Origin of the sequence: Paraburkholderia sp. IMGN_8, from assembly GCF_038050405.1 — a bacterium.
Taxonomy (GTDB): domain Bacteria; phylum Pseudomonadota; class Gammaproteobacteria; order Burkholderiales; family Burkholderiaceae; genus Paraburkholderia.
In genome coordinates this window covers 1481148-1493190 of the sequence record NZ_CP150900.1, presented here as the reverse complement: position 1 = coordinate 1493190, position 12043 = coordinate 1481148, and the positions used below count along the sequence as shown (strand labels likewise).

At 62.0% G+C, this 12043-nt stretch carries 14 protein-coding genes; 4 read left to right on the top strand and 10 right to left on the bottom strand.

What is annotated here, in order from left to right:
* Positions 1–53 precede the first annotated feature (53 nt).
* From prfB to WN982_RS07080, 3 genes are all read left to right on the top strand, one after another.
* Positions 54–1158, top strand: a protein-coding gene (gene prfB, locus WN982_RS07090; protein WP_341315030.1) for a peptide chain release factor 2 whose coding sequence is annotated in 2 segments (ribosomal slippage) — positions 54–134 and positions 136–1158 — 1104 coding nt in all. Because the reading frame shifts where the segments join, the coding sequence is not laid out codon by codon here.
* A 124-nt stretch (positions 1159–1282) separates the two neighbouring features.
* Positions 1283–2809, top strand: coding sequence for a lysine--tRNA ligase (gene lysS / locus WN982_RS07085; protein WP_341315029.1), 1527 nt, complete (start codon positions 1283–1285; stop codon positions 2807–2809).
* Between the two features lie 326 nt (positions 2810–3135).
* Complete coding sequence (locus WN982_RS07080; RefSeq protein ID WP_341315028.1) at positions 3136–3873, top strand: glycine zipper 2TM domain-containing protein; 738 nt, start codon at positions 3136–3138, stop codon at positions 3871–3873.
* A gap of 107 nt (positions 3874–3980) precedes the next feature.
* Here the strand turns inward: WN982_RS07080 and iscX are convergent, their stop codons facing one another.
* The 10 genes from iscX to WN982_RS07030 form a co-directional block, all read right to left on the bottom strand.
* Entirely contained in the window at positions 3981–4178 is a 198-nt protein-coding gene (gene iscX, locus WN982_RS07075; protein ID WP_007181290.1) for a Fe-S cluster assembly protein IscX, read from the bottom strand.
* A gap of 15 nt (positions 4179–4193) precedes the next feature.
* The gene (fdx, locus tag WN982_RS07070; RefSeq protein ID WP_341315027.1) at positions 4194–4535 is read right to left on the bottom strand and encodes an ISC system 2Fe-2S type ferredoxin; all 342 of its coding nucleotides are present in this window, start codon (positions 4533–4535) and stop codon (positions 4194–4196) included.
* A 169-nt stretch (positions 4536–4704) separates the two neighbouring features.
* Positions 4705–6576 carry a Fe-S protein assembly chaperone HscA gene (gene hscA / locus WN982_RS07065; protein ID WP_341315026.1) on the bottom strand — a complete coding sequence of 624 codons (1872 nt, stop codon included), beginning with the start codon at positions 6574–6576 and terminating at the stop codon, positions 4705–4707.
* A 110-nt stretch (positions 6577–6686) separates the two neighbouring features.
* Positions 6687–7214, bottom strand: coding sequence for a Fe-S protein assembly co-chaperone HscB (gene hscB, locus WN982_RS07060; protein WP_341315025.1), 528 nt, complete (start codon positions 7212–7214; stop codon positions 6687–6689).
* 139 nt (positions 7215–7353) lie between these two features.
* Complete coding sequence (gene iscA, locus WN982_RS07055) at positions 7354–7677, bottom strand: iron-sulfur cluster assembly protein IscA (RefSeq protein WP_029967490.1); 324 nt, start codon at positions 7675–7677, stop codon at positions 7354–7356.
* Between the two features lie 157 nt (positions 7678–7834).
* Complete coding sequence (iscU, locus tag WN982_RS07050; RefSeq protein ID WP_341315024.1) at positions 7835–8248, bottom strand: Fe-S cluster assembly scaffold IscU; 414 nt, start codon at positions 8246–8248, stop codon at positions 7835–7837.
* A 63-nt stretch (positions 8249–8311) separates the two neighbouring features.
* Positions 8312–9535, bottom strand: coding sequence for an IscS subfamily cysteine desulfurase (locus WN982_RS07045; RefSeq protein WP_341315023.1), 1224 nt, complete (start codon positions 9533–9535; stop codon positions 8312–8314).
* 86 nt (positions 9536–9621) lie between these two features.
* Positions 9622–10152 carry a Fe-S cluster assembly transcriptional regulator IscR gene (iscR, locus tag WN982_RS07040; RefSeq protein WP_341315022.1) on the bottom strand — a complete coding sequence of 177 codons (531 nt, stop codon included), beginning with the start codon at positions 10150–10152 and terminating at the stop codon, positions 9622–9624.
* Positions 10153–10285: 133 nt separating this feature from the next.
* Positions 10286–10783, bottom strand: coding sequence for a low molecular weight protein-tyrosine-phosphatase (locus WN982_RS07035; protein WP_341315021.1), 498 nt, complete (start codon positions 10781–10783; stop codon positions 10286–10288).
* A 157-nt stretch (positions 10784–10940) separates the two neighbouring features.
* Positions 10941–11180 carry a hypothetical protein gene (locus WN982_RS07030; RefSeq protein ID WP_341315020.1) on the bottom strand — a complete coding sequence of 80 codons (240 nt, stop codon included), beginning with the start codon at positions 11178–11180 and terminating at the stop codon, positions 10941–10943.
* A gap of 269 nt (positions 11181–11449) precedes the next feature.
* Between WN982_RS07030 and WN982_RS07025 the strand changes: the two genes are divergently transcribed.
* Complete coding sequence (locus tag WN982_RS07025) at positions 11450–12013, top strand: hypothetical protein (protein ID WP_341315019.1); 564 nt, start codon at positions 11450–11452, stop codon at positions 12011–12013.
* Positions 12014–12043 lie beyond the last annotated feature (30 nt).

The following is a 12043-nucleotide window of genomic DNA, read 5'->3' as shown; positions in this document are numbered from 1 at the left end:
GGCGCGCCGATCGGCTATAATTTCCCCTTTTTACGAAGCTATAAAAGATCGACATGGAAGCGGAACGTCTCAACGCGATCGAAGCCTCTCTGGCGGACCTGCGCACGCGCGCGGCCGACCTACGGGGGTATCTTTGACTACGACGACAAAGCACTGCGTCTAATCGAAGTCAACCGGGAACTCGAAGACCCGGACGTCTGGAACGACTCGAAGCACGCCCAGGCCCTCGGCCGGGAAAAAAAGCTGCTCGACGACGTCGTCGGCAAACTCACGGCGCTCGATAACGACCTGCGTGACGCGCAGGATCTGTTCGAAATGGCTCGCGAAGAAGAAGACGAGGAAACGCTCGTCGCCTGCGAGGCGGATGCACAAGGCCTCGAACAGCGCGTCGCCGATATGGAATTCCGCCGGATGTTCGCGAACCCGGCCGACCCGAACAACGCCTTCCTCGACATTCAAGCCGGCGCCGGCGGCACCGAAGCGTGCGACTGGGCCTCGATGCTGCTGCGCCAGTACCTGCGCTACTGCGAACGCAAGGGCTTCAAGACCGAAGTGCTGGAACAGACCGAAGGCGACGTCGCCGGCATCAAGAACGCAACGATCAAAATCGAGGGCGAATACGCCTACGGATTCCTGCGCACTGAAACCGGCGTGCACCGCCTCGTGCGCAAATCGCCGTTCGATTCGTCAGGCGGCCGTCATACATCGTTCTCGTCGGTGTTCGTGTATCCGGAAATCGACGATTCGATCGAAGTCGACATCAACCCGGCCGATCTGCGCATCGACACGTACCGCGCGTCCGGCGCGGGCGGTCAGCACATCAACAAGACCGACTCCGCGGTGCGGATCACGCACATGCCGTCGGGCATCGTGGTGCAGTGCCAGAACGACCGCTCGCAGCACCGTAACCGTGCCGAAGCCATGGCCATGCTGAAGTCGCGCCTGTACGAAGCGGAAATCCGCAAGCGTCAGGCCGAGCAGGACAAGCTCGAAGCCGGCAAGACCGATGTGGGCTGGGGTCATCAGATCCGCTCGTACGTGCTGGACAACAGCCGTATCAAGGATCTGCGCACTAATGTCGAAATCAGCAATACCAAGAGCGTGCTCGACGGCGACCTCGATCCGTTCATCAGCGCCAGCCTGAAACAGGGCGTCTAAGCGCGACCGGCGCGGCATGCAGTGCATCGCCGCGCCGCATCTTTGTTATAGCGCCTGTGGTTGACCTACTCGCAGGCCACCCGAATGCAAGCCACCGCATGCGGACCACCGAATACAAACCATCATGAACGAACAGATCCAGCCGAATGTCGTGCCCGAGGTGGACGACAACAAGATCATCGCCGAGCGCCGCGAAAAGCTGCGCGAGCTGCGTGAGCAAGGCATCGCCTATCCGAACGATTTCCGCCCCACGCACCACGCCGAAGATCTGCAAGCGCAATACGAGCATACCGACAAGGAAGCGCTCGAAGCCACGCCGCTCGAAGTTGCGATTGCCGGCCGCATGATGCTCAAGCGCGTGATGGGCAAAGCAAGCTTCGCGACCGTGCGCGACGGTTCGGGTCAGATCCAGTTCTTCATCACGCCGGCCGACGTCGGCCAGCCCACGTACGACGCGTTCAAGAAGTGGGACATGGGCGACATCGTCGCGGCGCGCGGCGTGCTGTTCCGCACCAACAAGGGCGAGCTGTCGGTGCGTTGTATCGAACTGCGTTTGCTGTCGAAGTCGCTGCGTCCGCTGCCGGACAAGTTCCACGGTCTGTCTGACCAGGAAATGAAGTATCGCCAGCGCTATGTCGATCTGATCGTCACGCCGGAAACGCGCAAGACTTTCGTCGCGCGCACCAAGGCGATCTCGTCGATCCGCAAGTTCATGGCGGACGCGGACTTCATGGAAGTCGAAACGCCGATGCTGCACCCGATCCCCGGCGGCGCCGCGGCCAAGCCGTTCACCACGCACCACAATGCGCTCGACATGCAAATGTTCCTGCGGATCGCGCCGGAACTGTATCTGAAGCGGCTAGTGGTCGGCGGCTTCGAGCGCGTGTTCGAGATCAACCGGAATTTCCGCAATGAGGGCGTGTCGGTGCGCCACAATCCGGAATTCACGATGATCGAGTTCTACGCGGCCTACACCGATTACAAGTGGATCATGGACTTCACCGAGCAGCTCATCCGCCAGGCGGCGGTCGATGCGCTCGGCAGCGCGACGATCAGCTACCAGGGCCGGGAACTGGATCTGGCCAAGCCCTTCCATCGCTTGACGATCAGCCAGGCGATCCAGAAGTACGCGCCGCAGTACACAGACGCACAACTCGGCGACGACGCATTCCTCCGCACGGAATTGAAGAAGTTCGGCGTCGATGCGTCGCAGCCGCAGTTCCTGAACGCGGGCATCGGCGCCTTGCAACTAGCGCTGTTCGAAGAAACCGCCGAGTCGCAGTTGTGGGAGCCGACTTTCATCATCGACTACCCGATCGAAGTGTCGCCGCTCGCGCGCGCATCGGACAAGTTCGATGGGATCACCGAGCGTTTCGAGCTGTTCATTACTGGCCGCGAAATCGCCAACGGCTTCTCTGAACTGAACGATCCGGAAGACCAGGCCGCGCGCTTCAAGAAGCAGGTCGACCAGAAAGACGCCGGCGACGAAGAAGCAATGTTCTACGACGCCGACTACATCCGCGCTTTGGAATACGGCATGCCGCCGGCGGGCGGTTGCGGGATCGGCATCGACCGTCTGGTGATGATGCTGACCGACAGCCCGAGCATCCGCGACGTGATTCTGTTTCCGCATCTGCGCCGCGAAGACTGATTGGCTCGCTGCGTTAACCTGCAGAAAACACCCGAAAGCGCCCGGATCGATACCGGGCGTTTTTCATTTTCAGGCGGGAAAACTGGGCGACCCGAAGCTGACAGTTTGTAACCATCGGTAAAAGGTGCACATCATCGTCGGCGACGGCCCTTTTCGCTCCCCGCTGGGCGCTACGCGAACCAAGGGCTTCCACAGTCCGCGGGCCCTTCGACGCCTCTCGTGCAACATGATTGCCCGGAAATGGTTACAAATTGAAACCTCCCGGAGATCAATTTGCCCGACACTTTGTCTCAATAAAGTCGACTCTGCTTCAGACGGAGGCCAATATGGACAACCCGGATACCAAGCCCACGGAACAACGCCGTCTCCACCCGCTCGTAGCGACCGCTGCGGGCGCCCTCATCATCGCCAGCCTTGCCGCGACGGCGGCGATCACAGGCCTGTTCCCGAAGGCCTCGAGCAACGGCGTGCAAACCGACCAGACCCAGGCCGCGCAAGTGACTACGCAACCGGCGGTGGTCGATTCCGCCGCTCCGGCGAACCTGGCGGCGCAACAGGCCGCCCAACAAGCAGCGGAGCAACAGGCGCAACAGGCCGCCCAACAGCAGGCTCAGCAACCGGTTCAACGCCAGCCAGCCCCGGCGCCTGTGCAACAACCGCAATACGCCCAGCAGCAACAAGCGCAGCCGGCCCCGCAATATGCGCAGCAGCAACCTTCGCAACCGGCTTACTGCTCGACTTGCGGCACGGTGGTCAGCATCTCGGCGGTGAAGCAGGAAGGTCATGGCACTGGCATCGGCGCGGTCGGCGGTGCAGTGGCCGGCGGCGTGGTCGGCAACCAGTTCGGTAGCGGCAACGGCCGTACCGCAATGACGATTCTCGGCGCGCTCGGCGGTGGTCTCGCCGGCAACTCGGTCGAAAAACATCTGCGCAGCAGCACGTCGTATTCGGTGCGCGTGCGCATGGAAAACGGCAAGATGCGCTACTTCACATACCATGAAGCGCCGCCGTTCCAGCAAGGTCAGCGCGTGCGGGTCGAAAACGGCACGCTGGTGGCAAGCTGACCGATGCCAGCCTGAAGATTCTCACAGGCGTTAAAAAAGGCGATTCCATTGGAATCGCCTTTTTCTTTGTCGCAACAGAAACGAATCGCGCGCCGCGGGCACAAAACTCAATAATCCGCGTCTTCGATCCAGGCAGCCTGAATCGCCTCGAGGATCTTCTCGTTCGACCGGTTAGGGTCGTCGTCGAAACCTTCCAGCTCGGTAACCCAGCGGTGCAAATCAGTGAAGCGCACCTGCTGCGGATCGATGTCCTGGTGCTTGTCGGTCAGGGCCATCGCGATGTCTTGCGTATCGGTCCACTTCATGGCTGCATCCTCCTGTTAGTGGTTTTCCTTCGCGTGATTGATCGAGTAACGCGGGATTTCGACGACCAGATCCTGCTCCGCCGGCACCATCGCCTGGCACGACAAACGCGAGGCCGGTTCCAGCCCCCACGCTTTGTCCAGCAGATCGTCCTCGTCTTCCTCGGACGGCGTCAAGGCGGCGAAACCCTCACGCACGATCACGTGGCAGGTCGTGCACGCGCAGGACTTCTCGCACGCGTGCTCGATTTCGATGCCGTGATCGAGCAGACTGTCGCAGATGCTCTTGCCGGGCACGGCATCGATCACCGCGCCTTCCGGGCACAGTTCAATGTGAGGCAGCACAACGATTTGAGGCATACATTTTCCGTTTCGGTCTGAGGCACGGCTGCCGCAGTCCGGCTCCGTACCATTTTACTAACGCCGCGTGCCGTTTTTAAGACGCGCGGCGCGTATTCGTTTGTTGCGGGCGACCGGCTGCGGGCGACCGGCTGCGGGCGTACCGGCTCGCATGCCGCTACCGCAAGGCTCAGATCTCGTCGAGCTTGCGGCCGGCCAGCGCGCGGCGAATGCCCTTGTTCATGCGGCGGGCAGCGAATTCGTCGGTGCCTTCGGCGAGCGTTTTGGTCGCGGCTTCGATCGCGTCGACGTCGTCGCTTTGCGCAATATTGCGCAAAGCGGCAAGCAGCGCGTCGAGTTCGGCGCGTTCGCTGTCGTCGAGCAATTCGGCGTCAGCGGCAAGCGCGGCGTCGGTCGCTTCGACGAGGCGCCGCGCTTCGACTTGCGCTTCACGCAGCGCACGGGCGCGCATGTCGACTTCGGCGGTCGAGAAGCTGTCTTCGAGCATCCTGGCAATGTCGTCGTCGGCGAGACCGTACGACGGCTTGACCACCACCGACGCCTCGACGCCCGAACCCTGCTCACGCGCGAACACGGACAGCAAACCGTCCGCGTCGACCTGATACGTAACGCGAATCCGCGCGGCGCCGGCGGCCATCGGCGGAATGCCGCGCAGCTCGAAACGCGCGAGCGAGCGGCAATCACTGACGAGCTCGCGCTCGCCTTGCACGACGTGGATCGCCATCGCTGTCTGGCCGTCCTTGAAGGTCGTGAAATCCTGCGCGCGCGCGACCGGAATCGTCGAATTGCGCGGGATGATTTTCTCGGTCAGGCCGCCCATCGTTTCGACGCCGAGCGACAGCGGAATCACGTCGAGCAGCAGCCAGTCGTCGCCGTCGGCGCCGCGATTGCCCGCGAGCAGATCGGCCTGGATCGCCGCGCCGAGCGCGACGACCTGATCCGGATCCAGATTGGTGAGCGGCGGCTGGCCGAAGAACGACTCGACCGCGCGGCGGATCACCGGCATGCGCGTCGCGCCGCCGACCAGCACCACGCCTTTGATGTCCTTCGTGGCGACCTTGGCGTCGCGCAGTGCTTTCTTCGTCGGACCGAGCGTGCGCTGAACGAGCGCCTGGGTGATCGTTTCGAAAGTGGCTTCGTCGATCGTCAGATCGATCGCAGTGCCGTTCGAGAGCGTTGCCTGCAACTTCGCACGTGGCACGTCCGACAAAGCTTCCTTGGTCGCGCGCACGCTGTCCAGCAGCAGGCGCACATCTTCCGGAACAAGCGTCTGCGGCGCGATGCCGGCTTGTTCGAGCACATGGCGATATAGCGCGTGGTCGAAATCGTCGCCGCCGAGCGCGGAATCGCCGCCCGCCGCGAGCACTTCGAAAACGCCCCTGGTGAGCTTGAGAATCGACAGATCGAAGGTGCCGCCGCCGAGGTCGTACACCGCGTACAGACCCTCGGAACCGTTATCGAGACCGTAGGCGATCGCCGCCGCGGTCGGCTCGTTCAACAGGCGCAGCACATTCAGACCGGCCAGACGCGCGGCGTCTTTGGTCGCCTGGCGCTGCGCTTCGTCGAAATACGCGGGCACGGTGATAACCGCGCCGACCAGCTCGTCGCCGAGCGAGTCTTCCGCGCGCTGGCGCAGCGTGGCGAGAATTTCCGCCGACACTTCGACCGGGCTCTTCACGCCGTCGACGGTACGGATCTGCACCATGCCAGGCGCGTCGACGAAATCGTACGGCGCGTTTTCGGCGCCTTCGACTTCCGCCTTGCCGCGGCCCATGAAGCGCTTGACCGACACGATCGTGTTCCGCGGATCAGTCGCGGCTTCTGCCTTGGCGGCGCGGCCGATACGGCGGCCGCCCTTTTCGAGGTAACGCACCACCGACGGCAGCAGCGCATGGCCGTCCTCATCGGGCAGCACGTCGGGCACGCCGCTGCGCACGGCGGCGACGAGGGAGTTGGTGGTGCCGAGATCGATACCGACCGCGAGACGCCGCTGATGAGGCGCCGGCGCCATGCCGGGTTCGGAGATTTGCAGTAAGGCCATCTGGATCTTCTCGGGGCCGCATGGCCCCGTCCTGAAATTTCGCGTTGCTGGATGTTAATGCTACGGCTGCGTTTGTGTATCGTCGTGCGTCGGTAGCACTGCGCGCGGTGCTAGTTTTCGAGCCGCTCGATCTGCGTGCCGATTTCCGACGCCACCCGCTCGATGAACATCAACTGCCGCACCGCCTCGCCCGCCGCCTGATTCGCGCCGCTGTCGAGCAAGGCGCGGAGTTTGTCGAAACGCATGCGCTCTTCGTCGCACAGTTCCGTGAGCAGGGCGTCGAGCGCATCGACGTTCTTCGCCGCGGCCGCGTCTTCAATACCTTCGCGCCACTCCATCTGCTGCATCAGGAACGCCGGCTCCATCGCCGTATTGTTCTCCGCGCCGACGTCGATGCCGCGCAGATGCAGCAGATAGGTCGCGCGTTTCAGCGGATCGCGCAGCGTCTGATACGCCTCGTTGGTGCGCGTCGCCCATTGCATCGCAATGCGTTTTTGCGCGTCGCCGGCCGCCGCGAAGCGGTCCGGGTGCACTTGCGCCTGCACCGTGCGGTACGCGTGGTCGAGCGCGGACGCGTCGAGCGCGAATTGCGCGGGCAGATCGAACAAGTCGAAGTGGCTGTCGTTCAGCGAGGCCATCGGATAGAAGGAGTCCGTTCAGGAAGCGCACCGGAGTGCAGTCAAAAAGCGCAGATCAATGCAGATCAAATAGGCGCGGATGAAACTAAAAAGGCGGCCCGCGCCGCCTTTTTTCCGCTGCACGCGGAAGTGAACCTATTTACACGCGGAACGACTCGCCGCAACCGCACTCGTCCTTCACGTTCGGGTTGTTGAACTTGAAGCCTTCGTTCAACCCTTCACGTGCGAAGTCGAGTTCGGTGCCGTCGATATAGGCGAGGCTCTTCGGGTCGACAATGATCTTCACGCCGTTGCATTCGAACACTTCGTCTTCGGGCGCGAGTTCATCCACGTACTCGAGTTTGTAGGCCAAACCCGAGCAACCGGTCGTGCGCACGCCAAGCCGCAGCCCGACACCCTTGCCGCGACGAATCAGATACTTCTGGACGTGCTGTGCTGCCTTTTCGGTCAACGTAATTGCCATAGCGTTTCTCATTGCGCAGTGCGTGTTCGTCACTCGTGTGCTTATCACCGGTGTGATGACTTCCGCGCTGCTACCCTGCCTGCTTCAAATATCGCTCATGCCGGACGGTGCGTTGTTGCGCTGCGCCGTCCGCTTCGATTCACACTCAACGGCGCGCTTAAGCGTGCTGCTTGTCAGCTTCGACGACAGCTTCGCCGTGGCGTTGCTTGTAGTCGGCGACCGCTGCCTTGATCGCGTCTTCCGCGAGAATCGAGCAGTGGATCTTCACCGGCGGCAGCGCCAGTTCTTCGGCGATCTGCGTGTTTTTGATCGACATGGCCTGGTCGAGGGTCTTGCCCTTCACCCATTCAGTGACGAGCGAGCTCGACGCGATGGCCGAACCGCAGCCGTACGTCTTGAACTTCGCGTCTTCAATGATGCCGTCCGCGCCCACGCGGATCTGCAGCTTCATCACGTCGCCGCACGCCGGCGCGCCAACCATGCCGGTGCCGACCGCATCGTCGTCCTTCGCGAAGGAACCGACGTTGCGCGGGTTTTCGTAGTGGTCCAGAACCTTGTCGCTATAAGCCATGATTACACTCCTTGATTCGTTTCAATCTGCATTCGATGAATTCGACGTCCACAAACTGGCGCGTCAGTGCGCTGCCCACTGGATGGTCGAAATATCGATCCCGTCCTTGTGCATTTCCCACAGCGGCGACAAGTCGCGCAGCTTCGAAATCTTGGTCTTCAGCAGGTTGATCACGTAATCGACATCCTGCTCGGCCGTGAAGCGGCCCACCGTGAAGCGGATCGAACTGTGCGCCAGTTCGTCGTTACGACCCAATGCGCGCAGCACATACGACGGCTCCAGCGACGCCGACGTGCAAGCCGACCCCGACGACACCGCCACGTCCTTCACCGCCATGATCAGCGATTCGCCTTCGACGAAATTGAAGCTGATGTTCAGGTTGTGCGGCACGCGCTTTTCCATGTCGCCGTTCACATACACTTCTTCCATTTCCGACAGGCCGCGCAGCAGGCGGTCGCGCAGCATGCGGACGCGCTCATTTTCCGTCGCCATTTCTTCGCGTGCGATACGGAACGCTTCGCCCATGCCGACGATCTGGTGCGTGGCCAGCGTGCCCGAACGCATGCCGCGCTCGTGACCGCCGCCATGCATCTGCGCCTCGATACGGATACGCGGCTTGCGACGCACGTACAGCGCGCCGATACCCTTCGGACCGTACGTCTTGTGCGCCGAGAACGACATCAGGTCGACCTTCAGCTTTTGCAGATCGATCTCGATCTTGCCGGTGGCTTGCGCCGCGTCGACGTGGAAAATGATGCCCTTTTCACGGGTGATTTCGCCAATCGCCTCGATGTCCTGGATCACGCCGATCTCGTTGTTCACCGACATCACCGAGACAAGGATCGTGTCCGGACGCAGCGCGGCCTTGAACACGTCGAGGTCGATCAGGCCGTCGTCCTTCACATCCAGATAGGTGACTTCGAAACCTTCGCGCTCGAGTTCGCGGCAAGTGTCGAGCACAGCCTTGTGCTCGGTCTTCACCGTGACGATGTGCTTGCCCTTGCTTTTGTAGAAGTGCGCGGCACCCTTGATCGCGAGGTTGTCCGATTCAGTTGCACCCGAGGTCCAGATGATTTCGCGCGGATCGGCATTCACCAGCGCAGCGACATTCTCGCGCGCTTCTTCGACCGCACGCTCCGCGTCCCAGCCATACGAGTGGCTACGCGATGCGGGGTTGCCGAACTGCTCGCGCAAGTACGGAATCATTTTGTCCACCACGCGCGGATCGACCGGGGTCGTGGCGCTGTAGTCCATGTAAATGGGCAGGTGGGGAATGTCGTTGTTCATCTATCGCTCCGGGGACGTCATGTGCTCTGGCTTCTGGATTCTTGATCAGGCTGCGGCGAGGTCGCAAGTAATCGACTCGCCGCGCCCTAGGAACCGGCCATGTTGAAAACGGAATTGGGCCCTTTCGGCACCACGCGCGCGGGTTCGACCGCCGGCGCCTCGTTGCGCCGGTCGCGCAACACCGCCGGGGAGCCTTCGCGCGAACGCTGCTGATCGACCAGATCTTTCAGGGAGACCGAATCCAGGTACTCGACCATTTTCTGGTTCAGCGTCGACCACAATTCGTGCGTCATGCAGTGGCCGTCATGCTGTTTGGTGCCCTCGCACGAGCCCTTACCGCCGCATTGGGTGGCATCGAGCGGCTCGTCGACAGCGATGATGATGTCGGCCACAGTCACGTCTTCAGCGCGGCGGGCCAGATTGTAGCCACCGCCCGGTCCGCGCACGGACTCGACGATTTCGTGACGACGCAGCTTGCCAAACAGCTGCTCGAGATACGACAGGGAGATATGTTGGCGCTGGCTGATACCCGCAAGCGTCACCGGGCCCTGCTCCTGGCGCAGTGCCAGGTCAATCATCGCCGTGACGGCGAAACGGCCTTTCGTGGTGAGTCTCATATGGTGTGGGAACCGCAATTCTCGACAAGTTTGGTCAAGTATAAATACATGAGCGATTTAGTCAAGTATCCCTATTGCAATTTGGGTCATTTGCTTAATTACCAGATACGCCCAACGAAGCCTTGGTGCGCTTTCAGGGCACCAACTGGGGACGGAGCGCTGCGATCAAACCACGGCAGGCTGCTTCGCATTGATCGAGCACTTGCTCGAAGCCTTCCGCGCCGCCGAAATACGGATCGACGACTTCGCGGGCACCACCCCAGCGGCTGTCCGTTTCCGGCACAAATTCCATCAGCAGACGGATTTTGTCCCGCAGCGCCGGCGGGCAGATTTGGCTTAGCGCGGCGACGTTTTTGTCGTCCATCGCGATCAGCAGATCGAAGCGCTCGAAATCAGCCGCGGCGATCTGGCGCCCGCGTAAGCCGGCCAGTTGGTAGCCGCGCTGGCCGGCGGCATGCTGCGCGCGGTCGTCCGGTGGCTGGCCGATGTGCCAGTCGCCCGTACCGGCGGAATCGATCAAAATGCGCTCCGCGAGATTCGCCTCGGCCACCAGATGCCGCATCACGCCTTCCGCGGTCGGCGAACGGCAGATGTTCCCGAGGCAGACGAAGCAGATAGACACGGTTTTCATCAGGGGCTTTCTGGCGCGACGCTCGCGCGGATCGACAGGTTAGGAAACGGTGCCGCGATTATACAAAGCTGGGCCGGATCGCGCCGGGCGCTGCGCAGCATCCCGCTCAGCCCGCCGCGATGCGTGTGCGGCACCCGATAATGCAACGCCGGCGCGCTTACGACGCTTGCGCAAGGGGCAGCGACGTGACTGCACGCACGGGTTTGGCCGGCAGCGTCGCGGCGTCGCCAACCATCCCGTACGAGACGGCGCGCGCGAGTTCAGCAGTCAATTGATCCGCAGCGAGCGGAGCTTGCGGCGCGCGCGAGGCGGCATCGCCACAAATGTGCAGGTAAGCTGCCGCAGCAAGCGGCACAACGATGGCGAATGGCCAGTACACCGATATTGTCTTTTTCATGATGTCGTTTCTTCCGATTAGGGGCTCATGAGCTCGTGACCCACTATGCCCAGTCGAAATTCTATAGAAAGAAACAATCGTGAAAAACCCACTGGCGCGAGATACAGCGTTGCGCTGGGAGGAACAGTCCTTTGACTGTTTCGCGGCGCATCTCGTTGACATGCGTCGTGGCACAGAAAATAAATCCTTACAAACACATACAAAGCTGATGCGACGGTTGGCGATAATAATTGTCTTATAGTCACGCACTTTCGCAAGTGATCCACAAAATGAAACGCATTGCTCCCCTCGTCGGTCTCGCCGTCGCTGCCTTGCTCGGCGGCTGTGCCGTCTATCCGGACGGCACGCCGATGTATGGCAACGGTTATGGCGGCGGTTACAACGGCTATGACGGCTATGACGGTTACGACGGCTATGCCAACGGGGTGCCCGTCGTGCCGCAAACCAATGTCTACATGGGCTATGGCAACTACTGGGGTCCGGGCTACTACGACGGCCCGGACCGCTACTATGGGCCGGGTCCGGGCTATCGAGGTTATCCGGGATATTGGGACCGGGATCGGGATCGGCCGGATAACGGCAACCACGGGAACCGTGGCGATAACGGCGGCTGGCATGGTCAGCCGAATGGCGGCGGCCAGCGCGGCGGTCCTCCGCCGCAAGGTGCTGCCGGAGGTCCCGGGGGGCCTGGCGGGTCGAATGCGGGACGCCCGGGCCCGAGCAGCCCGCCGCCGCAACAAGCAGGCAACGGCGGTGGACGCGGTAACGGCGGCAGCACGGATGCAAGGCGAGGCGTTCCCGGCCGTCAGTCAGGGGGGATGACGGACCATTGATCCGTCACATTGCATGGTGCCGTGGCGCGC

Bases quoted from the DNA above. Each gene is read 5' to 3' on its own strand.
- WN982_RS07025 (WP_341315019.1), top strand. From the start codon at position 11,450: ATGAAACGCATTGCTCCCCTCGTCGGTCTCGCCGTCGCTGCCTTGCTC.
- iscU (WP_341315024.1), bottom strand. From the start codon at position 8,248: ATGGCTTATAGCGACAAGGTTCTGGACCACTACGAAAACCCGCGCAAC.
- iscA (WP_029967490.1), bottom strand. From the start codon at position 7,677: ATGGCAATTACGTTGACCGAAAAGGCAGCACAGCACGTCCAGAAGTAT.
- fdx (WP_341315027.1), bottom strand. From the start codon at position 4,535: ATGCCTCAAATCGTTGTGCTGCCTCACATTGAACTGTGCCCGGAAGGC.
- lysS (WP_341315029.1), top strand. From the start codon at position 1,283: ATGAACGAACAGATCCAGCCGAATGTCGTGCCCGAGGTGGACGACAAC.
- iscX (WP_007181290.1), bottom strand. From the start codon at position 4,178: ATGAAGTGGACCGATACGCAAGACATCGCGATGGCCCTGACCGACAAG.
- WN982_RS07045 (WP_341315023.1), bottom strand. From the start codon at position 9,535: ATGAACAACGACATTCCCCACCTGCCCATTTACATGGACTACAGCGCC.
- WN982_RS07030 (WP_341315020.1), bottom strand. From the start codon at position 11,180: ATGAAAAAGACAATATCGGTGTACTGGCCATTCGCCATCGTTGTGCCG.
- hscA (WP_341315026.1), bottom strand. From the start codon at position 6,576: ATGGCCTTACTGCAAATCTCCGAACCCGGCATGGCGCCGGCGCCTCAT.
- WN982_RS07035 (WP_341315021.1), bottom strand. From the start codon at position 10,783: ATGAAAACCGTGTCTATCTGCTTCGTCTGCCTCGGGAACATCTGCCGT.
- iscR (WP_341315022.1), bottom strand. From the start codon at position 10,152: ATGAGACTCACCACGAAAGGCCGTTTCGCCGTCACGGCGATGATTGAC.
- hscB (WP_341315025.1), bottom strand. From the start codon at position 7,214: ATGGCCTCGCTGAACGACAGCCACTTCGACTTGTTCGATCTGCCCGCG.
- WN982_RS07080 (WP_341315028.1), top strand. From the start codon at position 3,136: ATGGACAACCCGGATACCAAGCCCACGGAACAACGCCGTCTCCACCCG.